This is a genomic window from Paraburkholderia sp. NMBU_R16 (assembly GCF_013282575.1).
In the GTDB taxonomy this organism is placed as follows: Bacteria; Pseudomonadota; Gammaproteobacteria; order Burkholderiales; family Burkholderiaceae; genus Trinickia.
In genome coordinates this window covers 87,541-110,913 of the sequence record NZ_JAAAYE010000010.1, presented here as the reverse complement: position 1 = coordinate 110,913, position 23,373 = coordinate 87,541, and the positions used below count along the sequence as shown (strand labels likewise).

Here is a 23,373-nt window from a genome sequence, read left to right as displayed (position 1 = left end):
TTTTGTTGCGTTGCGCGTCGCGCGTATACGTTCAAACGTAGGATCTGCGCCGCTCGATCAGCGAGCTGATCTTCGCGACCGCCAGCGCGCGCTCCGTATCGGTGCGCGCGCGTTCGAGACTGAGCAGCATCAGCGGCAATAGCAGATTGATAGACTCCTGTTGCTCAGGCGCCCGTTTCGTCGGGGTGCCCACAGCCGCGACGAGCCGCTCCCTGATCAGCGCCAGCGTGGCCGAGGCGCGTGCGGCGGTGCCGGGTACGGCCAGAAAGTCGCGCATCACGGCGAGTACGCGATAAGTCGAGCTCATCGCGGGGCGGGCCTCGCCTTGCGCGCGCCGTGCTTCGAGCAGTGCCGACTCCGCGGCATCGAAAGCCGCGATTGCCTGCTCGGGATGGTCCGTGGTGCGAAAGAAACGCTTGCCGGAACCCGTGCGTTTGTGCGGGGCGGACGCGGCGCCCCCGGTTTCGTCACCGCCCTCGCGTGTATCGGCATCCGATCCGCCACGCTCGCCTCCGTGTCGCTCGGCGACGCGCATGACGAGATCCGCCTCTTTTTGCAGATGCTCGGTGAGCATCATCAGCAACTCTTCGCTGGCACCCGATTCGTCGATGCCATCCTGAGAATCGGCGCCGCGCTTACGCTTGGACCGCGAGCGAGGGCCGTTTTTCTGTGCTTGATGAACGTGGTGCTTGTGGTGATGATGACCCTGCGGGCCAAACGGTCCCTGCGGGCTTTGCGACGATGCGCCGTCATCGGCGGGCGCCGGGATCGGGCCGATGCCTCGGATATGTATGCTCATGGGAAGACGCTCCGCATGACGGATTGCGCGAAGTGCATGACGGCCGACGCGCCCCAGGGTGCAGCCACGATGATGACCACGGTGACGATCAGAAATTTGAAGCCATGCGAGATCGTGGAGTCTTGCAGCGAGGTCACCGCCTGCAAGAACGCGATGATCAGGCCCGCGACGGCCGCCACCCCGACGGCGGGCAGCGAGACGAGCAAGCACAACGTCAGCGCATCGGTGGTCAGGCGCGTGATTGCGTCGGCATCCATGCTTCACTCCTTCACTTGTACGTCGAGATGAGACCGTGAATCAGCGTCGACCATCCATCCATCGACACGAACAGCAGCAGCTTGAACGGAATCGCCACGTTGGTCGGCGTCACTTGCGACAGCCCGAGTGCCATCAGAAGGTTCGCCACGATCAGATCGATGACGACGAACGCGAGGTAGAGCAGGAAACCGATCTTGAATGCCGAGGTCAGCTCGGTCAGCGTGAACGCCGGAGCCAGTACGACGAGATCGTCGGGCTTGAGACTCGCGACCTTGTCCGCCGGCCAAATCTGCTGCGCCGAGCGCATGAAGAACGCCTTCTCGCGTTCATCGGTATGTTTGAGCAGGAATTGGCGAAACGGCTCGCGCGCAGCATCGAAGATCGGCATGACCTGGCTCGTCGTCGTCTGATCGCTCGAAATCTGGGCGCGATGCACGGCCTCCATGCCGACTGGCGCCATGATGAAGCAGGTCACGATCATGGCGATGCCGTTGAGCACGGTGCTCGGCGGCACTTGCTGTACGCCGAGCGCGTTGCGCAGCAAACCGAGCACCACGACGATCTTCGTATACGACGTGACCACCATTGCAGCGAACGGCAGCAGGCCGAAGGCGAGCAGCGCGACGAGCAGCGAGGCGACGTCAAGATTGCCGTTCATCGCTGGCCGCCATGCGGTTGATCTGCACGCCGAGGTTTTCGCCGACCGCGACGAGCTTGCCGAACGCGAGCGTCTGACCGTACGAAACGAGTCGGACCGCGGCATCGGCGAGCGGCAGCGGAAGATCGAGCACGTAGCCGGGCTGCAGCGAACCGAGTTGGGCCACGCTCAGATTGACGCTGAGCAGCTCGACATGAACCGGGAGCTCGATCGATCCAACCGGGACGAGCGGCTCGTTCGATGGATCGATCGATGCGCCCGCGAGCGGATCGAAATCGTCGGGTTGGGCGGCGGTGGCAAGGGTCACGGGGGTCTCCAGAGTAACGGTATACGGATCGACGCGCACGTCGGCCCGCAATTGGCGGCCGCGTGGGGCGCCCACGCGTAGCGAGGCTTGTTCTATGGCGCCGCCTTCGGTGTAGGGCTGGCCCGGCTGCCAGCCGAGCAGCACGTCATGGCGTCGCAGCGACGCGAGCGTCGCCGGCGAGCACAGGCGGCTGCGCAGCCGAATGGCTGCCGGCACCACGATGTCGTTCACGGCATCGTGCGGCACCTGTGCGCACGGGCGCGCCCAAGTGCGTTCGTAATCGTCCGCAAGAGCAGCGGGGAGGTCGACGACGGCGAGCTTGACGTGGCCGCCTCCCGCATCGACCGAGAGCTGAAGCCCATGCACGTCGGCGGCATGCGCGCCCAACGAGATGGATTTGATCGACGGCGTGATGCCGTCGCCGGCATCGAGGCGTGCGAGCCACTCGGAGAGCCACATATTGGCCAGTGCGCTCGCTCGCTTGGGTTCGCTGTCGAGCGCAATGCTGAGGAGTGCGGAATGTTCGGCGGCGTCGGCGACGACCGAAATCGGCCCATGCGTGCTATCGAGCGTGAGCGTCAGCGGCGCCTCGAACGCACTCGCTTCGAACCCGCGTACGCGCAGCCCAAGGTGAGCCGCCGGATGCGCCGAATGCCTGAGCGCGAGCGCGCGAGTCAGCTGAGCGAGCGCGCTCGTGTAGCGGGGCAGCTTGCCTTCGAGCAATGTCGGCAGGGCGTCGTTCATGGTCTGCTGGATATCCTCGTGGCGCAGGTGCGTTTCGGGCGTATGTCACGCGGCGAGCTCGACGTCGATGTGGCGGCCCAGGGCGTCGCTCAATCGGATGCGCAAGGCGTCGGCGTTGTCTGAGATTAATTGCGTCGAGCGCGCACTCGACGTTTCAAAGCGAATACCGATGGACGACGGCGAAAGTTGCAGATGCAACAGCGTATCGGGCAGGACCGCGGGATTCATGGGCAGCGTGACGGCCCACGAAGCGTCGTCCGACGCACCCGACATCGAGCAAAAGCGCGCGATGCGATCGGCCAACTCGCGGGTGAAGAGCTCGCCATGCGCGGCCGTGGCACACGCGTGTACGATCTGCTTGCCGAGCGCAGCATCGTGTTCGGGCGGTTCCGGTTTTTGCGCTTCGCGCTGAGCCGTGGATCGCAAGCCCGATACGGCGACGTTGCGCGACGTGTCCTGTTTCGGCGGGTCGTGGGGGGCCGAAGCCGGAACGGACGGCGGTTGCTGTTCGTGCGGCTCGGCGGATACGAGGGTGGCCGGTCCCTGATCGGTCGAAGACGATGCTCGAGCCTCGGGTTCATCGACTGCGGCATCATCGCCGGCCGCTGCGTTCGCCGATAGCGGTTGTCCTTGCGCCTGGCTTGCCAGTAGACGGAAGATCTGTACCGCGGTCGCGCTCGAGGACGGCGAGCGTGGCGAGCTCGCACTACCGGCGGCCGCACCCGCGGGTACGATGCGAATATCCTGGGGTTGGCGTACGCGTTCGCTCATGGCAGCTCCCGCGTCAGAAAGTCAGCCGGCCGACCGGCGTCAGATGCGCGTCCGATCCGAGCTCTTGGAACGAGTAGACGTGCAACCAGGGCAGCCGCTGCTCGATCATCCGCCGCACGTAACGGCGAATGTCCATCGCGGCGATGACGGCCAGATGCTTGACGGGTTCGGCGCCACAGATGCCTTCGAGATTGCGCAGCAGCGTATCGACGATGGCAGGCTCGAGGGCGAGAAAGTTGCCGGCCGGTGTCGGTTTGATGGCCTGGCGTATCGTCTGCTCGACTTCCGGGTCCAGTACGATCGCGGGCAATTCACCGGTACCGCCCGTCGCCCGGTGGGCGATGAAGCGGCCCAGATCGCCGCGTACGTATTCGGTCACCATCAGCAGGTCCTTTTCCTTGGGGCCCCAGATGACGAGGCTTTCGAGGATCGCGCGCATGTTGCGAATCGGCACCTGCTCTTCGAGCATGCGGCGCAGGACCTCGGCGATCCGCTGAGCCGGCAGCGCCTTTTGCACTTCGGCCACGAGGCCCGGATAGTCGGTGCCTGCGCGCTCGAGCAGCCACTGCGTTTCCTGCAGGCCGATGAAGAGCTTGGCGTCGGAGCCGAGGCGTGCCACGGCATGACCGGCAATCAACGCTTCGCGGCTCACCACGTCGCGGCTCAACTCAGCGGGCAAGCGGGCAGTGTCGATCCAATAGCTCTCGTCGAGCCCGGCGACATCGCGGCGCGCTTCGAACGCGTCGCGCAACGCATCGGGTACGCTGCGGACCACGCTCAGATTCGGCGGAAGGTCGAGCGGAACCGAGGGCACGTCCTGCACGAGCAGCTGATAGCAGTGATCGGGCAAGGCGTCGTCCACCCAGAGCGCCGTGCGCGGAAACGGCAGGCCGAGGTCCGCGGTCAATGCGCGGCGCCCCTGTTCGAACGCTTCGTCGAGCTTGGCCGCATCGATGAGGGCAGCGAGTTTCGGCGAGAATCGAATCGCCAACGGAACCGCGAACGCCGGTGCTTTCGCCGAGATCGTGGGCGCGTTTTCCTTCGATCCTTCGCGCGTGAGCGCGGGCAGCTCGGGGCCGGCCGGCTCGTTGTCCTTGCGCTGCTTACGACGCAGCGCGAACGCGGCAGCCGTCAGCGCACCCGCGAGCACGACGAACAGCATCGACGGAAAGCCCGGCACGAGCGCAAAACCGCATAGCAGCGCCGCGGCGCTGAACAGGGCGCGCGCATTGCCCGAAAGCTGCTCGAGAATCTCCGCGCCGAGCGAGCGCGGCTTGCTGTCTTCGTCGGCCACCCGGGTGATGAGCACGCCCGCCGCGACCGAAATGAGCAACGACGGGATCTGCGAGACCATCGCATCGCCGATCGACAGCACGGAAAAGCGGTTCGCCGCTTCGCCGGCCGACATGCCGTGATAGCTGACGCCAATGACGATGCCCGCGAGAATATTGACCATCGTGATCACGAGACCCGCGATCGCATCGCCCTTGACGAACTTCATCGCGCCGTCCATCCCCCCATGGAGCTGGCTTTCGATCGCGAGGAGCGCGCGGCGTTTTTGCGCCTGCTCCGCGCTCAGGTTGCCGGCCCGCACGTCGGCGTCGATGCTCATCTGCTTGCCCGGCATGCCGTCGAGCGTGAAGCGTGCGCCGACTTCCGCGACCCGCTCCGAGCCTTTCGCGATCACGATGAACTGCACCGTCGTAATGATGAGAAAGACGACGAGACCCACGACGAGATTGCCCCCGACGACGAGCTCGCCGAAGCTTTCGATGATGTGACCGGCCTCGGCATTCAGCAGAATCGACTTCGTCGAGGCGATGTTCAGCGACAGGCGAAAGAGCGTCGTGAACAGCAGCAGCGACGGAAAGGCCGACAGCGATGTCGCCTTCGGGATGTACATCGTCACCATCAGCAACACGACGCTCGTCGTAATGTTTATCCCGAGCAGCGTATCGATGAGAAACGTCGGCAGAGGCAGGATCATCAGCGCGACGACAGCGACGATGACGCCGGCGATGCCGACCTCCCCGCTGTATTGCGACACGCTCGACATGGTGGCGTTCTTGGTCATGACGGTAAGCCTCGATGGGGTTGAGCTTGCGGATTCGGCGCGTCCGGCGGTGCGTTCGGTGCATCGCCGCGCCTTGCCGCAGCCATGTCTTCGACCCAGGCCAGTACCGCGGCAACGGCCTTGAAGCACGATTCGGGAATCGCATCGTCGAGCGGCACCAGATACAGCGCCCGGGCGAGCGGCGGATTGCCGACGATCGGCACGCCGTGGCGTTCGGCCATCCGCCGAATCTCGAGCGCATCCGCGTCGACGCCTTTCGCGACGATGCGCGGCAGGTCGTACTCCGAGGGCATGTAACGCACGGCGACGGCGTAGTGCGTGGGGTTCACGATGACGGCCTGTGCGCCGGCCACGGCCTTCTCGGGATTGCCTTCGACGATTTCCTTGGCCACCTGCTTGCGCTTACCCTTCAAATGCGGGTCGCCTTCCGAATCCTTGTGCTCGCGCTTGACCTCTTCCTTGCTCATGCGGTGATCGCGAATGAAGAGCCACTTTTGAATCCCGTAATCGGCTACCCCGAGCACGAGATAGAGCACGCCGCCCACCGCGAACAGCCGGCATAGGGCCGACCACGAGATTTCGATGAGGTCGAGCACGGGTTCATAGGCCACGCCGACGATCAGCGGCACGAGCCCCATCATCGTCTTGTAGAGCGCCGCGGCCAGCACGACCGCCTTGACGAGCATCTTCGCGAGATCGATGAATGAACGCAGCGAAAACATCCGCTTCAGGCCCGAGGCCGGGTTGATCGCATTGAACTTCGGCTCGAGCGGTTTGAACGAGATCGCAAAGCCCACCTGCGACGCGACGGCGACCACCGCGACCACCATGGCGACCCATACCGGGATCGACAGCAGCAGCGCCTCGATGCCGATGCGACCCATGGCTCGCCGCAAATCCGCATCCGTGCCGCTCGCGAACCGCATATCGAGCGCGAAGCCAAGGAGGGCCCGCAGGTGTTGGCCCATGAGCGGTCCCGCCAACGACAGCCCAAGCGCTGCAGCGATCAACAGCATCGAAAACGACAGATCGGCGCTCTTGACCGTTTCGCCATCGCGACGCGCGTCCCGAAGCTTCTTGTCTGTCGGCTCTTCGGTTTTCTCGTCGGACATCGGCTGACGCTCCGTATGCGCGCGGTGAGTGGGAATGCTCGCAAGTCTCGCGTAGCGTGCGTTCGGGCGGCGACACCTGCGACGAAACCGCGCGTCGGCCGGCGAAATCCATGCGGGCCGTACCGCCGGCGCGGTCCGGGTTCGCTGGCGGGCCACGGAATTCGCCGTCCGAGTCGAGGACGCCGGTTCGGCCCGGATACGTTACGGACGTCGGCGGCGCAGCTTCCGATGAGGGCGGCACGGCTGTCGCCTTGATTGACGAATCTGAACTTCGCGAGGTGTAACGATGAATCTCACGACATGCAGCAATCGCCTGGTGTCCGCACTGGTGGAATTGTTGACCTGGGCGGCGCGCAAGGGGCACTTGGACGAGGCGGACCGCCTGCTGGCGGCGCTACACCTGATGCGTCCGAATTTCGTGGAGCTCAATGCGTACGATGCATGGCTCCTGATTCGGCGCAATCGTATGGAAGACGCGGCGCAACTGCTGCGGCAGCTCGAAGGCCGCGAGCTGCAGCCGCCGTTCGGTCCCTACGTCACGGCGCTGTTGGCGGTGTGCCTCTCGTCGCTCGGCGATTCGGGCTGGCGGATCTATGCCAACCAGGTGCTCACGCGCGACGAGGACGCCGAATCGGTCGGCCTCATGAACCTGCTGATGGGCAAGCGCGAGAAAACCGAACGCGACGATACGCAGACGGCAGGCAAAACCGAGGCGGCCGATCTGCTTCGGCAAGCGATGTCGTTCAGCTACATGCGCGCCTGAGGAGACAGCCCATGACGTCCGCAATAGCAGCCATTGCCCCGCCGCCGTCCGTTTCGTTTGCCGAGCCTGCCGGTGGCGTGGCCGGCGCCGCGCAAGCCGCGATGGGCGCCCAGGCCCCGGCCGGCCTCGGAGACCGCTTTCGCGAAGCGCTCGCGCAGGCGCGGCTCGTGCCCGAGCAGGGCGCGCACATGCAAGGCCCGTCGATGGTATCCGAGGCCGTCACCGCGCAAGACGAGGCGTTCGGTGCCTTGACGGAAAAGATCGACGCGTTCGAGGCGTCGAGCGGCTCGATGTCGATGCAACAGGTCGAGGCCCAATCGCTTCAGATTCAGCACGAAATCACCGAGCAGATGGTGAAGATCTACACAGGGACGGCGGTCGCGCAAGGCGGCAAGAGCACTGTGCAAACACTGATGAAGAACCAATGACGGGAGAGCGCGATGCGCCGTGTTCCAACTCTAGTGCGCGCACTGGCGATTGCCACGCTGGCTGCAGCATTGTTGGCAGGTTGCAGCAAGCAGTTGTATGCGCAGCTGTCCGAGCCGGACGCCAACGATTTGATGCGCGTGTTGATCGAGGCCGGTATCGATGCGAGCAAATCGTCGCCCGATGGGGGCAAGAGCTGGACGGTATCGGTCGATGGCGCGGACTTCGCGCGTTCGACCGAGGTGCTGCGAGCACACGGTTTGCCGCATCAGAAATACACGTCGCTCGGCGACCTGTTCAAGAAGGACGGGCTGATTTCCACGCCGACCGAAGAGCGCGTGCGCTTCATTTACGGCGTGTCGCAGCAACTGTCGGAGACGCTCTCGCGCGTCGACGGTGTGGCGTTCGCGCAGGTGCAGATCGTCCTGCCGAATAACGATCCGCTGTCCAGTACCGTGAAGCCTTCGTCGGCCGCTGTATTCATCAAGTATCGATCCGGTACCGATGTTCAGGCGCTCGTGCCGAGCATCAAGAATCTGGTCGTTCACAGCGTCGAGGGACTGTCCTACGACAACGTCAGTGTCACGCTGGTGCAGGCCGCCGAGCCGCAATCGAGCGGCTCGCCGGGCACAAGCGCGGCGGCGGGCGGACTGCCTGTCGTCTGGACCGTCGGGGCGGTCGTGCTCGGTGCGCTCGCGAGTGCGCTTGCTTTCGGCGCGTTCTTTCTGCCGAAAGCACTGAAAAACGGGGCGCCCGCGCGCTGGCTTCAGCGCATCAAGGGCAAGGCCCGGAAGCCCGCGGCCGCATCATGAGCAGTGCCGATCATCCGCTCATCCGCATGCTGGCCGGCTTCGAGGCGAGGGTGCTGGAATTGACGTCAGCGCTCGCACAAACGTCGGCCTCCGACGGCGCGAGTCAGCCGCGGACATCGGAGACGCGCGCACTGGCGCTGAGGATCGCGGCCTGCCGGCGCCTTTGGTTTTCCGAGCCCGTGCCGCTCGACGCGTTCCTGCATCCGGGCAATCGGATCGCGATTCTGGCGCCGGCAGCGCTGCGCCGTGTACTGGCGGCACGCGCGCTGATCCGTTGCCAGGACGGCATTCGCCGTTGCATCGACCGCGATCGGCGGCGCGCGCTAGCGGTTGCGCTCGGCGATGAAGCACTTGCACAGCTGCAGGATCGCCCAGCGGCGATGGCGAGCGCCGAGCCGTTGCCGGACGATCTGGCGCCCGACACCCTGGCAGATCACGGCTGGCAAATGATCTCGGGCGACGGGGCGTGTGGCAACGCAACGCTCGGCAATATCGTCGAGTTGAGCCTCGCCTGCGTCGCGGGAGGCGAGCGCTGGCAAAGGATGCTGCGCCCCGGCGCCGACCGGGCAGCCAGGGCGGGCATGGCGAGCCGGGCCAGTGTTGCGACGCCGCTCGCGGGCGAGAGCGACACGAGCCGATTCTTTTCCATGGCAGGCGATTTGTTCCCGGAGTTTCAATGGTTATTTGGTTGAAAGCACAACCGAAAGTGCTCGCCTTCGATACCGATGTCGTGCGCGCGGAGGAGCTTGCACGCGTGACCGAATTGAGCGACGCGCTCGGAGCACTCGACGAAGTCGTGCATGCGACGATGCGCGAGGCTACAGAACATGCACGCGAGCTCATCGAAGCGGCCCGTCGCGAAGCCGACGCCTTCGTCGAGGCGGCGCGACGCAAGTTCGACAACAGCTCCCGGCTCGGCTACGCGGCCGGCCATCGACGTGCACTCGCCGAGGCGCACGCGCGGCTCGCGGCGCGCGCACGTAGCGAGCACGAGGAGCTCCAGTCGTCGTCCGATCGCCTCGCGCGCCTCGTAATGAAAGCGGTCGAACAAGTGGTCGCCGAGACCGACCGCGACGCGTTGATGCGGCGCGTCGCGCTTGCCGTGGCGCGATCGATCGACGACGCGACCCATCTGACGGTGAGCGTTGCGCCTGCCGATGCCGAGAGCGCGAAGCGGCTATTCGGCGAGCTTGCCAGCGACGCGTCGCCGCCGCTCAATCTCGAGGTCATCGTCGACGACGACATGGACGAGGGCACCTGTGTCTGCGAATGGGACTATGGCGTCGTCGAGTCGAGTCTGCGCGCGCAACTGGCAAGTCTCGAACGCGCGCTGGCCAACGGTGCCGCCTTGACCGCCGCAAAAGCGCCGCCGACCGGCGGCGCGCTCGATGACGACTGGCAGTTCGATTCTCCCGACGGGACTCGTGACGTCCATGACGCCCCGGGCTCGCGCGAATCGCGCGACGACGCGGCGCGTGCGAACCGCCACGACCGGTTCGAGGGCCTCGACGCCAACGGGGCGAGGATATGAGTACGATCGCCCGCCTCGCTGATCGCCTCGAGACGGCGCTTGGCGCGAGCGCTTCGTTCGAACGGTACGGCAAAGTACTGGAGGCCGTGGGCACGTTGATCAAGGTGGGAGGGATCGATGCCCAGCTCGGCGAATTGTGCGAACTCTGGCGGCCCGACGGCACATTGATGCAGCGGGCGGAAGTCGTCGGTATCGGACGGCAACATGCGTTGCTTGCACCGTTCGACAGTATGACGGGCGTTTCGCGCAGCACGCGCGTGACGGGCCGTGGCGAGCCGCTGTCGGTCCCCGTCGGGCCCGCCTTGCTCGGGCGCGTGCTCGACGGGCTCGGCGAACCGGCGGACGGGCTCGGGCCTGTGCTCGCGCAGTGCCGCGTGCCCGTATATGCTCCGGCGCCCGATCCGCTCGAGCGGCGCATGATCGAGACGCAACTCGGCACCGGCGTGCGGGTCATCGACGGGCTCATGGCACTCGGCGAAGGACAGCGCATGGGCATCTTCGCGGCGGCCGGCGTCGGCAAGAGTACGTTGCTCGGCATGCTCGCACGCGGTACCGATTGCGACGTCAACGTAATCGTACTGATCGGCGAGCGGGGGCGGGAAGTACGCGAGTTCATCGAGTTGATCCTCGGCGAGGAGGGAATGGCTCGCAGCGTCGTGGTGTGCGCCACGTCGGATCGATCGTCGATCGAGCGCGCGAAGGCCGCCCATGTCGGCACGGCCATCGCCGAATACTTTCGCGACCGCGGGCAGCGCGTCTTGCTGATGATGGATTCGCTCACGCGATTTGCGCGCGCGCAGCGCGAGATCGGTCTGTCCGCGGGCGAGCCGCCGACGCGGCGCGGGTTTCCTCCCTCGGTATTCGCCGAACTGCCGCGCTTGCTCGAACGCGCGGGGATGGGACGGGAGGGCTCGATCACGGCGCTCTATACCGTGCTGGCCGACGACGAGGAGGGGGGCGATCCAGTCAGCGAGGAAGTGCGGGGCATTCTGGACGGACATTTGATCCTCTCGCGCAAGATCGCCGCGCGCAATCGCTACCCCGCGATCGACGTGTTGGGCAGCCTGAGCCGCGTGATGCCGCAAATCGCTTCGCCCGAGCATTGCGCGGGAGCGTCGCGCGTGCGTCGTCTGATGGCCAAGTACGACGAGATCGAGATGCTGCTGCAGATCGGCGAGTATAAGAGCGGCAGCGATCCGCTCGCCGACGAGGCCATCGCCATGCACGACGACATCGAAGGGTTCGTGCGTCAGCGCACGGACGAACTGGCCGATCTGAACGAGACCCGCGATCTGCTCAGCAGCTTCGGGCAGACGTAGGACGCCCACATGCGCCGATCATGACCCAGGCCGCCTTGCATGTCTGGAAAATCGTGGTGGCCTCGAAGACCCGCGCCAAGGAAAGGCTCGAGCAACAGCTGGCCGATGCGCGCCGCCATCACGCGGAGCTCATCGAAGCCACGGAGCAGGCCAACGAGGTGTTCGAAGGAGCGCAGTCGAGACGGCTCGCGCACGAAGAACGAATTGCTCAGTTACTCGGCAGTCCTGACGGATTGTCGCCGCTGGCCTATCTCGATCACGACCGCTATCGCGAGCCGCTTGGACAGGCGGTGGACGAGGCGCGCACCGCGCTCACGCGCGCGATCGAAGCAGCCGAGGCGCAGCAGCAAGCCGTCGAGCAGCTCGGCATTGCCGTGCGGCGTGCGGATGCGTCGCTCGAGGCCGCACGCGAGCAACTGAAGCAGGCGATTGCGGCGGCCGAACGCCGTATCGAGGAACGCAACGACGAAGAAGCGGGCGAAACCGCGGCCGCCCGTATGCACCGAGGAGCCTAGGATGGTCGATGGATTGCACGTAGGGCGTGCGCTTGCCGATTTGTTCGGCGAATACGAAGGTTTTTTCATGACGCTGGCGATCAGCGCTGCCCGAATCGCGGTGGCGTTTCAGATCTTTCCGCCCACGAGCGGCGACATGCTGCCCGGTACCGCACGCAACGGCATCATCTATGTGCTGGCGTTTTTCGTAGCCGCCGCGCAACCCGAACACTATTTCGATACGGTCAATTCCGCGCAGCTGCTGATGATCTCGCTGAAGGAAATGTTTCTGGGCGCGGTGCTGGGCTATGCCGCCTCGACGGTGTTCTTCATCGCGCAGTGCGTCGGCACGCTGATCGACGACCTGGCCGGCTACAACAGCGTCCAGATGAACAACCCGCTGCGCGGCGATCAGAGTACGCCCGTCTCGAATACGCTTTTGCAAATGGCCGTTGCGCTGTTCTATGTGGGCGGCGGGATGACATTCTTGCTGGGCGCGATGTTCGAATCGTTCAAATGGTGGCCGCTCGTTTCGCTGACGCCTTCGATGACCGATGTCGCACAAAGCTTCATCATCGCGCGCACCGATTCGATCATGGCCGCCACCGTCAAACTCGGCATGCCCATCATGCTCGCGCTGATATTGGTCGATCTTTCGATCGGTCTGCTGGCGCGTGCGGCGGAAAAGCTCGAGCCCTCGGCGCTGAGCCAACCGATGCGCGGTGCGATCGGTTTGTTGATGCTGATTTTCCTGGTGGGAGTCTTCGCGCAGCAAGTATTGGGTTCGCTGCGACTCGACGAGTTTGGGCGCGAAGCGGCCGCGCTCGCGGCGCCGGATGCGGGGCATGGGGCGCGTTGAGTATCGCGATCTAAAACATCCGAATTTCTTATGCGAGGGATTGTTTTTTCTGATTGAGAATTGTTGTGTACTGCGCTGAGATTGTTGAGATTGCGCGGAACAGCTCTCGCTAATATCAGTGTCAGCACTGCATCGATTCAACGGTTTCGCGAGCGATGCGATGCGCGGCCTTACGCCCGATTGGCCGTGGAAAGTCGGGCGAACACAGCGAGTGTCGAGCAATGTATCCGACCGTCTATCTGGCATTGTTGTCCGCGTTGAAATTTCGCAAGAGTCTGCCCCGCTATTGCGCCGCCACCCTCGATGGGGACTTCGCGCGCGCCTATTGCGCGGTGGACGACGCGGCCGATTTGAGCGAGCGCGTGCATTCCCAGGCGCGTAGCCGCAGCAATGAGGAACTGACGGCATTGGCCGACGTATCGCTTGTGCTGGGCAATTGGGAGGAAGCCGAAGACTATTACCGCCGCGCGCAAAAGATGGTTTGGAAAAACGACGATCAGCTGCGCGTGCAATCTTGCCGAAACACGGGTTGGCTCTCGCTGCTACACGGCCGCCTGAGTGTCGCGCAGCGCAGCTTCGCCCGTATGGCTTCGGAGGCCGACGCGCATGCCGAACAGCGTATCGAGGCCCACATCGGCATGGCGCTCTCGCATCATCAACTGGCGCAGCAGCAGGCCGCCGACGATGCGCTGCTCGAGGCCGCCGAAATTGCCGACCATCTCGATGAGCCACGCTTTCGCCTGATCGTCGAGCTCCTTTGCCGGGAGTTCGATGTACGCTTGAAGATCCGCGCTTCGCGCGCGCTCGACGACAATGCCTTCTGGCAATCGGCATTGACGACCGTGTCGCTGGCGGCGGGAGGCCGTGCGCAGATCGAGCCGGCCTGCGTCGTGGCGGCCAGCCCCGCGCTGTTGTCGCTGCGCCTGGAGGAGCTTCACTGCATGGAGCGCCTCGCGCAGGGAGACCGCGGCACACCGGCATCGTTGCTCAATGCGCGCTTGAATCGGGGCGTGACGAATGCTCAGCTGACCTTCCGTGGATGTCTCGACACAGCGCTGGCGGCATTGGCGGGCGGCCTCGACGACATCGCCGCGCAAATCATGGACAACCTGCCGGCAATTGGCGACCAGCCGCGGCGCGACTTCGACTACCTCTACTGCATGGCGAAAGTCGCCACGCAACGCGGCGATTTCGTACGTGCGCTGAAGTTCTACTCGCAATACACGACCGAAGCGCTGCGTTGCCTGCGCAACGAAGCCGCAACCGTGCGCAGCGCGACGACGGCACGTCCGCGCGCCGCGGCCGCCACGATCAACGACGACGTCTCCGCTCGGCTGCCCGCCAAATATCGGCGCGCCTATCGATACATCATCGAAAACATCGACCGCGAGGATCTGACCACGCGCGAGGTCGCAGCGGAGATGAACGTCACGATGCGCACGATTCAGCTCGTGTTCAAACGCGCGCTCGGCGTGACCCCGTGCGGGCTGATCCGGTCGCTGCGCATGGAAGGCATTCGCGAAGCGCTGCTCGATGAAAACGGTCCGGCACCGTCGATCTACGACACGGCAGCGCGCTGGGGCCTCAAGAGCCGCTCGACGCTGGCGAAGGGTTATCGCAGGCACTTCAACGAGTCGCCTTCCGAGACGATCGTCACCCATACGCGCTGAAGCCCTTATCCGCCTGGAACGCAAAAACGATGAACATGCCCGGACGCAAGCTGCGCCTGAAAGCGCTCGTCTTCGCGATGCTGATCGGCGCGGGGGTTGCCAGCCCTGACGCATCGGCAAGAGCGATCCCTTGGAAGTCGAACCATTTCCAGTACGTGGCCGACCACAAGGACATCAAGGAGGTACTGCGCGATCTCGGCGCGAGCGAGAACGTCATGACCTGGATTTCCCCGCACGTGGACGGCGTCGTCACGGGGCGGTTCGACGAGACGCCGCAGCGCTTTCTCGACCGATTGTCCGATTCGTTCGGCTTTGTCTGGTACTACGACGGCTCGGTGTTGCGCGTCTCGGGACCGAACGAAGCGCGCAGCGCCACGATCGGGCTCGTCCACGCGACGACGAGCGATCTGCGCGGCGCGTTGTCGAGACTCGGTATCACCGATCCGCGCTTTCCCGTGCTCTACGACGATGCGATGCGCACGGCCGTTGTTTCGGGGCCGCCGCGCCTCGTCGAGCTCGTGACCGATGTTGCCCGTCTGATCGATCATGACGTTGCGCGCAGCGATGCGCCGGAAGTGCGCTCGTTCCGACTGCACTATGCCTGGGCCACCGATCGCACGTTGACGATCAACGGGCAGCCTGTCGTCGTGGCCGGTGTAGCGTCGACCTTGCGCAGTCTCTATCCGGACAGCCCCGGTGCGCGAGCCGCCGACACCACGGCGGCGCCTGGAGACGATGCCTATCGGCTACGTGATATCGGTGGCTCTGGCGCCAACCCGAACCCTGGCTACGGCGCGGGCGACCGTTCGTTCCCTCCCATGGCCAACATGTTCGGCGGCAACGGCTCGGCTCGCCCGGCGATCAACCCGCCGCTGCCCGCTAACATGCGCGGTACCGACGCGAACACCGTCGTATCTCCGCTTCCCAACGATCCCGGTCCGACGACTGCCGATTCGTCGTCGAGCGCGGGTCATTCCGACGAACCGATCATCCGGGCCGATGCACGCAACAACGCGGTTCTGGTGCGCGCTCGCGCCGATGCGATGCCGGCGCTCGAAAAGCTCATCACTTCGCTCGATCGCCGGCCTGGCGTGCTCGAAATCGACGCGAGCATCATCGAGATCACCGAGACGGGGTTGAAGGAACTCGGAGTCGATTGGCGCTTGCACTCGGGTCATGTGGACATCGAGACCGGCAACGGGCAGAACACGCAGGCCGGTTTCCCGGCTTCGGTCAATCCGCAAGGATTCCCCGCGGCGGGCAGTCCCGGCACGATCGGGTCGCTGTCCACGGCCGCCACGGGCGCAGCGGTGGCCGCGACGCCGGTAGGCGGCGTGTTGACGGCCGTCATCGGCGGTACCGGCCGGTATCTGCTGAGCCGCATCAGCGCGCTGGAGCAAACGGACAACGCCCATATCACAGCCAGCCCGAAGGTGGCCACGCTCGACAATATGGAGGCGATCATGGACAACAAGCAGACGTTTTACGTGCCGGTCCAAGGCTTCGAATCGGGGAGTCTCTTCAGCGTATCGGCTGGCGTGGCGCTGCGGGTGCTGCCGAGCATCGTCTCGGATCAGGGCAAACCGCAGATCCGGCTCGACGTGCACATCGAAGACGGCAATCTGACAGGGCAGAGCGTGGGGAATCTACCTGTCGTGAGCAAGAGCACGATCGATACGCAGGCGTTGATCGATCAGGGGCAAAGCCTGCTCATCGCCGGCTATACCGTCGACCAGGACGATCGCAGCGAATCGGGTGTGCCCGTGCTATCGAAGATTCCCGTGATCGGGAGCCTCTTTCGCTTCAAGCATCATCAGGGGCAGAAGTTTCAACGGCTGTTCCTGCTCACGCCGCGCGTCGTATCGGCCTCGCCCGACGATGCGGCGCCGTGCGACGCGGGATGCGAGCCGACGGCTTCCGTCGGCCAGCCCATGACTTCGGTCGGTCAGCCGACGACTTCCGTCGGTCAGCCGACGACACCTTCGTGGCGGCCCGGCCCACCTTTAGGACTGCCGACGAGATAAGACAGCATCGCTGGCAGGCAAACGCAAGTCAGCAGAGGGGCCGGGCAGTGAGCCGGTCCCTTTGTCGTTGCAGCGGCGAAACGCCATCGACAAAAAAGGACCGGCGGGCCGGTCCTTTGCACTGCTCGAAGCGGGGAGGGCTAACGAGCGCCGCTCATGCGTCGCCGGTCAGCATCGCCCGACGCTTCTTCGCATCGTCGCGCCGCGTCATGCCGGCCTGCAGCAGGAACATCTCGAGCATTTCCTGGCCGTTGTCGCCGGCCGGGCCGGCCGGGCCGCCGTTGGCCTGATTGGCCGTGTTGCTGGAAGCGTTCTGCGCGTTGTCGGCACGACGCTGCTCTTTTTCCTCCTTGGTTTCACGTCCCCCGGCAGCGCCTTCGCCGCGTTGCGTGGAACCGCCGCCGCCGCGGCCCGTCATCGCGCTCAGACGTTCGCTGAATTTCATTTTGGACGATCCGCCCGCGCCCGCGCCGCCTTCGAATGAAGTATGCGAGCGTTTGCCGCCCACCGAGAATCCGCCGCTGCCGGCGATGCCGAGTGCTGCGCCCGCCGCGACGCCGGCATAGGCCGACCCCGAGCCCGAGCCCGAAGCGCCTTCGGACATGACCTTCGACTCCAGCGAGCCGAGCTTGTCCTGCACCTGGTTGCCGATCTCCATTTCGGAGACGTTCTTGACGACACCTTTCACCGTTTGCGCGACATTGCCATGCAGCGCACCGCCGATAGCCTCGTCGAGCTGTTGGCTGCCGACGTGCGCGTTGATCAGCACTTGCGTGCCGACGGCGGCCATCGCGCCTTCGGGCGTCAGATCGGAGGCGACTTCCATCGCATCCATGCCCGCCTTGCCGAGGTCCCCGAACGCGGCGCCCCAATGACCATGCACCGCATCCTTGCCAGCCTGGACGGTATCCTTGATCATGCCTTCGGTACCGTTGACCACCTCGGCACCGACTTGATCGACGCTCGATTTCACATCGTTCTTGATGGTGTCGTAGCCTTTCTCGACCTTGCCCATCGCATGGTCCATGCCCTTGCTCAAATGCATGTTGGCGAGCGAATCGACAGTGGCCTGGCCCACAGCGGTACTGGCGTCGGCCACTGTGTTGAAGCCGTCCTGCGCGGTCTTGACTGTGTCGTCGAGCGCCTTCTGCCAATGCCCGTGAATGACGTCGCCGCCGGTCTTCGCGAGGTCCTTGCCGACCGTGCTGACATCTTTCCCCAGTTGCTGGCCGACCATCCCGACGCCGGTCTTGATACCTTCGCCCACTTTCTGCATGCCTTTTTCGGCCTTGCCCATCGCGCGGTCCATCTTCTTGCTCAGGTGCATGTGAGCGAGCGAATCGACGGTGGCCTGTTCGCCGGCCGTCCCGGCGTCGTAAGCGGTCTTGGCGAGGTCCTGCGTGGCCTGCATCGCTTGATTCAAGGCCTTTTGAATGTGGCCGTGAATCATGTCGTCCGCTGCCTGCAGGGTGTGCTCGGCGACATGCGCGACGTCTTTGCCGATGGCCTTGCCCACGTCCTCCACGCCCTTGACCACGCCTTCGCCGACTTTGGCGATGTCCTTACCCGCTGTTTCGAGCCCGTGGCCGACGTCTTTCGCGACGTGCGCGATGTCGTGCCCCAGATGCTCGAAGCCGTGCTTGATCTTCGAAAAAATGCTCATGGCAAATCCTTCCGAACGGTGCCTGTGAAATGTGAAAAGCCGGCGTTGCGCCGGCCTCTTCTACGAGGGATCAGATGCCGCTCGCGCCCGACGCCTTTTGCTGCTGCATGATCTGCTGCAGCATCTGGGTGATTTCGCCGAGCATTTGGAGCTCCTGGTTCGTCCCGTCGCCGTTCCCGTTTCCGTTTCCGTTTCCGCCCGATTGACCGCCTTGCGATTGCAGTTGCTGGAGCATCTGGGTGATTTCGGCAAGCATCGACTCGATCGATTGCGGCTGGTTGCCCCCGCCTGCGTCCGAGGGTCCGCCGGCACCGGAGGGGCCGCCTGCGTCGGAAGGACCGCCGGCACCGGAAGGACCGCCCGCGCCCGACGGGCCGCCGGCATCGCCGCCGCCCGCGCCGCCCGCGCCGCCCGCGCCGCTACCACCGCCAGCGCCGCCAGCACCGCCACCGCCACCGCCACCGCCACCTGCGCCGCCGGCTCCATCGATCATCTGTTTCAGCATGCTCAGGATTTCGCCGAGGATCTGCATCATCTGGTCGTTGTTCTGACCGTTGCCCGACTGGCCGTTCTGCGATTGGAGCTGTTGCAGCATCGAGAGAATCTGCTGAAGCATCGAGTCGAGCGACGTCGACGGGTCACCGTTCGCCGCATTCGACGGGCCGCCCGCATCGGAGGGGCCGCCTGCGCCCGAGGGTCCGCCTCCGCCCGGTGCTCCGCCGCCGGCGCCCGAGGGGCCGCCCGCGCCGGTCGGTGCGCCACCGCCGCCCGCATCGGGTGACGAGTTGCCGCCGCCGCCCTTCGTATCCATGCCGGTTTGCGCGTTCTGCTTTTGAATGGCCTGCTGCAGCAGGTCCTCGATCATCTGCAGCACTTCCGCCAGGATTTGTTCGAGTTGCTGAACCTTGTTGCCGCCCGAGCCCATCGGGCTGGCGAAGTCGAGTGAATTGATGCCCGAGCCGAATGAATTGTCGATCGATACGCTCATGAGTCACCTCGTGGTCATGAATGGTGAATGCGCACTGCCTGCCGGCAATGCGAGGGGTGTTTCGCCGCGCGACGAAGCGCCCGCCCGGGTTCCGGCTCGGAACACGAGGGCACGGCGCATCGCTCGGAATCGACGATACCCGGCTGCCGGCCGTCCGCTTGCGGATAGCGGCGAACTCCACTGGACCTCGGCGAAACGAATCGAACGAACGAGATTCGGTACGAGCGCAGCGATGAAGCATGCCGGCAAGCGCCGATGCACGACATCGATCGTCGGTATCGACGATCGATGCGGTAACGAGCAGCGGAAGGAAAAAAGGCGGAAAGCCGTGCTCTTAGAACTCGGCCACTTTCATGGCCGAGAGCAGACGGCGGCCAGGCAGTTCCGATGAGCCGGAAGCGGGGGTTTTGCCATCGGAATGCGTGGGTATCGGCTCCTCGTCCGGCGCGTCGGACGCCGAGAGATCGAGCTTGTAGCCGAGCGCGTAGACCGTCTTCAGGTTGGCACCCGTGCAGCCCGAGAGCCTCAGTTTCCTGCGCAGTTTGTAGACGTGCTGTTCGATCGAACGACCCGCGACGTCCTCACAGGCACCCCAGACGCTGCTTGCAATCTGCGCACGGCTCAGAAACTTGCCGGGGCTCGAAAAGAAGAGCCAGGCCATGGCGAACTCGCGCGGCGTCAGCGGAATATCTTCGCCATCGATCGTGAGCGTGCCGACGTCGCGACGCAACGTATAGGGCCCCACGGAAATCACGTCGTCGACGCGTTCCTGAGTCCGGCGGCTCAGGGCCACGTGCACACGCAGCCGCACTTGCTCGAGATCGAAACGGCTGGCGACGTCGGTTGCGCCGGCATTGATCCATCGCAGCATCGCCGACCAGTTGGAGAATGGTGTCAGCACGATGACCGGCGTGCACAAGTCGGCATTGCAGTTGCGCCAGGACAGCAGCGAATTGACGAGCATAGAGTTGTTCTTCGCATCGATCAGCACGGCGTCGAATGCCGTCGTGCGCATTGCGCGAAAGAGCGGCAGCTCGGCGCTGAACGGCTCGACGGCAATCGCCTCGTCGGCGAAACAGTCGGCCAGGCTGGCCGTGAGCTGGGGGTCCTCGGTTACAAGAGCGAATCGCACTTTATCCTCCTTTCAGCGCGCTTCGTCGACGAAGCGTTTCGTGTAATAACGGCGCCGCCACTGCGCCCTGCGGCATCGGCATAGTTCGACCGGACGGTGAACATACTGCTCTCTCATGACAGATGTTTCGTTTATAAGACGCTCGCTTGTTGTTGCGGTGTCACCTCCAAGTAGGACGCGCTCCCGTCGCGCCCGGCTTCATGAATGAAGTCTTGTTGTCCGTTAGTGCCGGCTGTCGGGAACTCGGATGCGTCAGGTTCATGCCCGTTGTGCGGCTCTCCAAAGTGTGCGTGCCGAACTCCTTACCCCGCGAAACGGCTGGCCGTAAAGGATTCCAGCGGCCCCTGGGGAGTCTCGATCAGGAAATCCCTACAGATGAATCCGTCTTTCCCGATCTGAATCCTGTGAGCGTTGACGGCAAAGTGAGGCCTGCATCGGCTTTCGATATCCGAAACGTCGCAACCTTTTTCATGCTGGCGGGTACCTACAGTGAAATATCGAACTGGGTGGATTCTGAACCGCATGTTGCCGATCGTGGAGATTTCGGTCGGGCGGCCGAAGGCGGCGGCCTCGCGCAGCAACGACGCCGACGACGTCGCGTTGCTCGCGCGCATCGCCACCTGCGACAAGGCCGCGCTGGCCTTGCTCTACCGCGAGTACCACTGCCGGCTCGTTCGTTTCCTCGCGCGCTTCACGCGGCGGGAGGACCTGATCGAGGAGGTCGTCAACGATACGTTCCTCGTCGTCTGGCAAAAGGCTCACGAGTTCAGGGCGCACTCGCGTGTCTCGACCTGGCTCATGGGCATTGCCTATCGTGTGACGCTCAAGGCGCTGCGACAAGGCGTGCTGCCCACCGAATCGTTGGAGGGCGAGCATGATGCGCTGGCGGGCGAGCCCGGTGTCGATCACGAGTTGATCGACTGGCTCAACAAGGGTTTGACGAGGCTCACGCCCGAGCAGCGCCTCGTGATGGAAATGGCTTACGTGATGGGATATTCGCTCGATGAGATCGCCGATATGACGGGCTCGCCAGTCAGTACGGTGAAGGCCCGGATGTTTCATGCCCGTGTGAAGTTGCGCAATGTCATGCCGGCGTTGGCCGGTTTTGCCGAGGAAGACCAGTGAAAAATACATCGACCGACGACGGTTGCGAGCGTACTCACCTGCGCGTGTGGGACTTGCTGCCCTGGGTCGTCAACGGCACCGCTTCCGAGTCCGTTCGACGCGAGGTCGACGAACATCTGCGCGAGTGTGTCCATTGTCGCGAGGAACTCGTTCGTCAACGGCGTGTGCATGCGGGCATGAATGCGGGCGGCGGTGTCGAGCTGCCCGTCGAGCGCGGGCTCGACCGGTTGATGCGAAAAGTCGAGGCGCGGGACGAGCCCGCTGTCCGCCATGTTGCCGCCGCGGCCGGCGGCGCGGCCCGCAGCCGCTGGGCCTGGGTTGCCTGCGGTCTGGCCGCCATGGTGCTGCTCGAAGCGGGCGGGTTCCTCGCGCTTGGCGTCTCCCATCAGAGCGCCGCCTACCGCACGCTGTCATCGCCCGATGCCACGTTGCCACAGGCATCGATCCGGCTCGTCGTCGACGCATCGATGAGCGTCGGCGAACTCCAGGCGCTGCTCGTGCCCCGCGATCTGCAGATCGTCGGCGGCCCGAACGAGGATGGCGTCTACTCGCTGGGCACGCTCGGCCAAGGCCACGACATCGAAAAGGACATCGCGGCATTGCGCGCGGCGCGCGGCGTGCGTTTCGTCGAGCCCGTCGACGGAGTGCGCAACGCTCAGTGACGAGCGGGCGTTTCGTCAGACCGATGAATCGGTTGCGATGCGGCGGGACGTTTACAATAGGGACCGGGTTTGGGCTGCTTCCAAACTCCCGGCAATCGTGCGATGCTCAGCGTCGTGCGGCCCATGCCGGCATGGCCTCTGGCCCGCTGACGGTCGCCAGCGCGCTCCATCTGTCCCACATATTGAACGGAAAGTCTCGCTGTGCCGCTGAGGACTGCCAAGACGCTTCTCTCGCGCCTACGGCGCCATGCCGAGGCGACGCCGGGCACGCGGCTTTCGTGTCGCGCTGTCGTCACTGCGGCGGCGCTCGTGCTGCCCGCTTTGTTCGCGCCCCTTGCGCGCGCCGAGCACTTCGACATCGTCTATCCGCGTCTCACGGTCATCGACGATCCGCGCGCGCTGTTCGCGAAAGCCGTGCTCGATCTTGCGATGCGCGAGGCGCATGCCGATTACACGATTCGCCCCTCGATCGACGTGATGCAGCGCGAGCGGGCATTGCGCGAGCTGGCGGCGGGGCGCTCGATCAATCTGGCGTGGGTCAGCATGTCGGCGAGCGACGAAGCGATGCTGCGACCGGTGCGCATACCGATCTATCGCGGCTTGATCGGCTATCGTGTCCTGCTGATTCGCAAGGACCGCCAGGCCGAGTTCGACAAGATCGATTCGCTCGCTCAACTAAAGACGTTGACGGGCGGGCAGGGCTTCGGGTGGGTCGATACGGGCATTCTGCGCGATGCCGGCTTGAATATCGAAACGTCGACCTACGATTCGCTGTTTCCGATGACGGAGGCGGGCCGCATCGATTATTTCCCGCGCGGTGTCGTCGAAGCGTGGACCGAATTGGCGGCACGTGGGGCAGCCAATCCCGATCTCGTCGTCGAACGTCATCTGTTGCTCGCTTATCGCTCGGATTTCATTTTCTATACGAGCAAGCACGACGATGCGCTCGCCAGCACGATCGAGACGGGCTTGCGCGCGGCCTATCGCGATGGTTCATACAAACGGCTGTTCGATTCGCAGCCCGAAATCCGATCCGCGCTGGAGCGCGCCGAACTCGCCCGCCGTACAGTCATCCATCTCGACAATCGGTATTTGTCGGACGCGGACCGCGAGATTCCGGGCGAATACTGGATGGTTAACTGAGCCGCCGCTGGCATGAAAGCAGGGTTTTTCTGAAGTCGA

At 64.5% G+C, this 23,373-nt stretch carries 23 protein-coding genes; 13 read left to right on the top strand and 10 right to left on the bottom strand.

The window, feature by feature from the left end; translation table 11 throughout:
* Nucleotides 1–31: 31 nt before the first annotated feature.
* From GWC77_RS07425 to sctU, 7 genes are read right to left on the bottom strand one after another with little or no spacing between them, the layout of a single operon-like run.
* Nucleotides 32–799 (bottom strand): hypothetical protein, encoded by a 768-nt coding sequence (locus GWC77_RS07425; RefSeq protein ID WP_173256250.1) that lies wholly within the window; start codon nt 797–799, stop codon nt 32–34.
* Nucleotides 796–1,056 (bottom strand): type III secretion system export apparatus subunit SctS, encoded by a 261-nt coding sequence (gene sctS, locus GWC77_RS07420; RefSeq protein ID WP_173256249.1) that lies wholly within the window; start codon nt 1,054–1,056, stop codon nt 796–798. The genes GWC77_RS07425 and sctS overlap by 4 nt, the downstream gene beginning before the upstream one ends.
* 11 nt (nt 1,057–1,067) lie before the next feature.
* Nucleotides 1,068–1,715: a type III secretion system export apparatus subunit SctR gene (gene sctR, locus GWC77_RS07415; RefSeq protein ID WP_173256248.1), complete on the bottom strand. Its 648-nt coding sequence runs from the start codon at nt 1,713–1,715 to the stop codon at nt 1,068–1,070.
* Nucleotides 1,699–2,766, bottom strand: coding sequence for a type III secretion system cytoplasmic ring protein SctQ (sctQ, locus tag GWC77_RS07410; RefSeq protein ID WP_173256247.1), 1,068 nt, complete (start codon nt 2,764–2,766; stop codon nt 1,699–1,701). Before sctQ ends, sctR begins: the two co-directional genes overlap by 17 nt.
* Before the next feature lie 45 nt (nt 2,767–2,811).
* A complete protein-coding gene (gene sctP, locus GWC77_RS07405; RefSeq protein ID WP_173256246.1) occupies nt 2,812–3,537 on the bottom strand; it encodes a type III secretion system protein SctP in 726 nt (241 codons plus the stop codon).
* Between the two features lie 13 nt (nt 3,538–3,550).
* Nucleotides 3,551–5,611: a type III secretion system export apparatus subunit SctV gene (gene sctV / locus GWC77_RS07400; protein ID WP_254366858.1), complete on the bottom strand. Its 2,061-nt coding sequence runs from the start codon at nt 5,609–5,611 to the stop codon at nt 3,551–3,553.
* Nucleotides 5,608–6,723: a type III secretion system export apparatus subunit SctU gene (gene sctU, locus GWC77_RS07395; protein WP_173256245.1), complete on the bottom strand. Its 1,116-nt coding sequence runs from the start codon at nt 6,721–6,723 to the stop codon at nt 5,608–5,610. Before sctU ends, sctV begins: the two co-directional genes overlap by 4 nt.
* Nucleotides 6,724–7,009: 286 nt before the next feature.
* Between sctU and GWC77_RS07390 the strand changes: the two genes are divergently transcribed.
* From GWC77_RS07390 to sctC, 10 genes are all read left to right on the top strand, one after another.
* Nucleotides 7,010–7,486: an HrpB1 family type III secretion system apparatus protein gene (locus GWC77_RS07390; protein WP_173256244.1), complete on the top strand. Its 477-nt coding sequence runs from the start codon at nt 7,010–7,012 to the stop codon at nt 7,484–7,486.
* 11 nt (nt 7,487–7,497) lie between these two features.
* Nucleotides 7,498–7,914, top strand: coding sequence for a hypothetical protein (locus GWC77_RS07385; protein WP_173256243.1), 417 nt, complete (start codon nt 7,498–7,500; stop codon nt 7,912–7,914).
* Nucleotides 7,915–7,926: 12 nt separating this feature from the next.
* On the top strand, nt 7,927–8,724 hold the full coding sequence (sctJ, locus tag GWC77_RS07380; RefSeq protein ID WP_217283203.1) for a type III secretion system inner membrane ring lipoprotein SctJ: 798 nt from the start codon (nt 7,927–7,929) through the stop codon (nt 8,722–8,724).
* Complete coding sequence (locus GWC77_RS07375; protein WP_173256242.1) at nt 8,721–9,416, top strand: type III secretion protein HrpB4; 696 nt, start codon at nt 8,721–8,723, stop codon at nt 9,414–9,416. Before sctJ ends, GWC77_RS07375 begins: the two co-directional genes overlap by 4 nt.
* Nucleotides 9,413–10,255 (top strand): type III secretion system stator protein SctL, encoded by an 843-nt coding sequence (sctL, locus tag GWC77_RS07370; protein ID WP_173256241.1) that lies wholly within the window; start codon nt 9,413–9,415, stop codon nt 10,253–10,255. Before GWC77_RS07375 ends, sctL begins: the two co-directional genes overlap by 4 nt.
* Entirely contained in the window at nt 10,252–11,574 is a 1,323-nt protein-coding gene (locus GWC77_RS07365) for a FliI/YscN family ATPase (RefSeq protein ID WP_173256240.1), read from the top strand. Before sctL ends, GWC77_RS07365 begins: the two co-directional genes overlap by 4 nt.
* 20 nt (nt 11,575–11,594) lie before the next feature.
* Complete coding sequence (locus tag GWC77_RS07360) at nt 11,595–12,089, top strand: hypothetical protein (RefSeq protein ID WP_173256239.1); 495 nt, start codon at nt 11,595–11,597, stop codon at nt 12,087–12,089.
* Nucleotide 12,090: 1 nt separating this feature from the next.
* Entirely contained in the window at nt 12,091–12,927 is an 837-nt protein-coding gene (gene sctT, locus GWC77_RS07355) for a type III secretion system export apparatus subunit SctT (protein ID WP_173256238.1), read from the top strand.
* A 221-nt stretch (nt 12,928–13,148) separates the two neighbouring features.
* Complete coding sequence (locus GWC77_RS07350; protein WP_173256237.1) at nt 13,149–14,597, top strand: helix-turn-helix transcriptional regulator; 1,449 nt, start codon at nt 13,149–13,151, stop codon at nt 14,595–14,597.
* 29 nt (nt 14,598–14,626) lie between these two features.
* Complete coding sequence (gene sctC / locus GWC77_RS07345; RefSeq protein WP_254366857.1) at nt 14,627–16,621, top strand: type III secretion system outer membrane ring subunit SctC; 1,995 nt, start codon at nt 14,627–14,629, stop codon at nt 16,619–16,621.
* Nucleotides 16,622–16,775: 154 nt separating this feature from the next.
* Here sctC and GWC77_RS07340 read toward each other — a convergent pair whose 3' ends face one another.
* The 3 genes from GWC77_RS07340 to GWC77_RS30085 form a co-directional block, all read right to left on the bottom strand.
* Nucleotides 16,776–18,284 (bottom strand): hypothetical protein, encoded by a 1,509-nt coding sequence (locus tag GWC77_RS07340; protein ID WP_173256236.1) that lies wholly within the window; start codon nt 18,282–18,284, stop codon nt 16,776–16,778.
* Nucleotides 18,285–18,354: 70 nt separating this feature from the next.
* Nucleotides 18,355–19,272, bottom strand: coding sequence for a hypothetical protein (locus GWC77_RS29125; RefSeq protein WP_217283202.1), 918 nt, complete (start codon nt 19,270–19,272; stop codon nt 18,355–18,357).
* A gap of 334 nt (nt 19,273–19,606) precedes the next feature.
* Nucleotides 19,607–20,404 carry a response regulator transcription factor gene (locus GWC77_RS30085; RefSeq protein ID WP_173256235.1) on the bottom strand — a complete coding sequence of 266 codons (798 nt, stop codon included), beginning with the start codon at nt 20,402–20,404 and terminating at the stop codon, nt 19,607–19,609.
* A 489-nt stretch (nt 20,405–20,893) separates the two neighbouring features.
* Here GWC77_RS30085 and GWC77_RS07325 point away from each other — a divergent pair, with 489 nt between their 5' ends.
* From GWC77_RS07325 to GWC77_RS07315, 3 genes are all read left to right on the top strand, one after another.
* Complete coding sequence (locus GWC77_RS07325) at nt 20,894–21,529, top strand: RNA polymerase sigma factor (RefSeq protein WP_367949012.1); 636 nt, start codon at nt 20,894–20,896, stop codon at nt 21,527–21,529.
* On the top strand, nt 21,526–22,191 hold the full coding sequence (locus tag GWC77_RS07320) for a zf-HC2 domain-containing protein (protein WP_173256234.1): 666 nt from the start codon (nt 21,526–21,528) through the stop codon (nt 22,189–22,191). Before GWC77_RS07325 ends, GWC77_RS07320 begins: the two co-directional genes overlap by 4 nt.
* A gap of 201 nt (nt 22,192–22,392) precedes the next feature.
* Entirely contained in the window at nt 22,393–23,334 is a 942-nt protein-coding gene (locus GWC77_RS07315; RefSeq protein ID WP_173256233.1) for an ABC transporter substrate-binding protein, read from the top strand.
* Nucleotides 23,335–23,373: the final 39 nt, after the last annotated feature.

Bases quoted from the DNA above. Each gene is read 5' to 3' on its own strand.
- sctT (WP_173256238.1), top strand. From the start codon at position 12,091: ATGGTCGATGGATTGCACGTAGGGCGTGCGCTTGCCGATTTGTTCGGC.
- GWC77_RS07365 (WP_173256240.1), top strand. From the start codon at position 10,252: ATGAGTACGATCGCCCGCCTCGCTGATCGCCTCGAGACGGCGCTTGGC.
- GWC77_RS07375 (WP_173256242.1), top strand. From the start codon at position 8,721: ATGAGCAGTGCCGATCATCCGCTCATCCGCATGCTGGCCGGCTTCGAG.
- GWC77_RS07390 (WP_173256244.1), top strand. From the start codon at position 7,010: ATGAATCTCACGACATGCAGCAATCGCCTGGTGTCCGCACTGGTGGAA.
- GWC77_RS07385 (WP_173256243.1), top strand. From the start codon at position 7,498: ATGACGTCCGCAATAGCAGCCATTGCCCCGCCGCCGTCCGTTTCGTTT.
- sctQ (WP_173256247.1), bottom strand. From the start codon at position 2,766: ATGAACGACGCCCTGCCGACATTGCTCGAAGGCAAGCTGCCCCGCTAC.
- GWC77_RS07340 (WP_173256236.1), bottom strand. From the start codon at position 18,284: ATGAGCATTTTTTCGAAGATCAAGCACGGCTTCGAGCATCTGGGGCAC.
- sctS (WP_173256249.1), bottom strand. From the start codon at position 1,056: ATGGATGCCGACGCAATCACGCGCCTGACCACCGATGCGCTGACGTTG.
- sctR (WP_173256248.1), bottom strand. From the start codon at position 1,715: ATGAACGGCAATCTTGACGTCGCCTCGCTGCTCGTCGCGCTGCTCGCC.
- GWC77_RS07360 (WP_173256239.1), top strand. From the start codon at position 11,595: ATGACCCAGGCCGCCTTGCATGTCTGGAAAATCGTGGTGGCCTCGAAG.
- sctP (WP_173256246.1), bottom strand. From the start codon at position 3,537: ATGAGCGAACGCGTACGCCAACCCCAGGATATTCGCATCGTACCCGCG.
- sctJ (WP_217283203.1), top strand. From the start codon at position 7,927: ATGCGCCGTGTTCCAACTCTAGTGCGCGCACTGGCGATTGCCACGCTG.
- GWC77_RS29125 (WP_217283202.1), bottom strand. From the start codon at position 19,272: ATGAGCGTATCGATCGACAATTCATTCGGCTCGGGCATCAATTCACTC.
- GWC77_RS07425 (WP_173256250.1), bottom strand. From the start codon at position 799: ATGAGCATACATATCCGAGGCATCGGCCCGATCCCGGCGCCCGCCGAT.
- GWC77_RS07350 (WP_173256237.1), top strand. From the start codon at position 13,149: ATGTATCCGACCGTCTATCTGGCATTGTTGTCCGCGTTGAAATTTCGC.
- sctC (WP_254366857.1), top strand. From the start codon at position 14,627: ATGAACATGCCCGGACGCAAGCTGCGCCTGAAAGCGCTCGTCTTCGCG.
- sctU (WP_173256245.1), bottom strand. From the start codon at position 6,723: ATGTCCGACGAGAAAACCGAAGAGCCGACAGACAAGAAGCTTCGGGAC.
- sctV (WP_254366858.1), bottom strand. From the start codon at position 5,611: ATGACCAAGAACGCCACCATGTCGAGCGTGTCGCAATACAGCGGGGAG.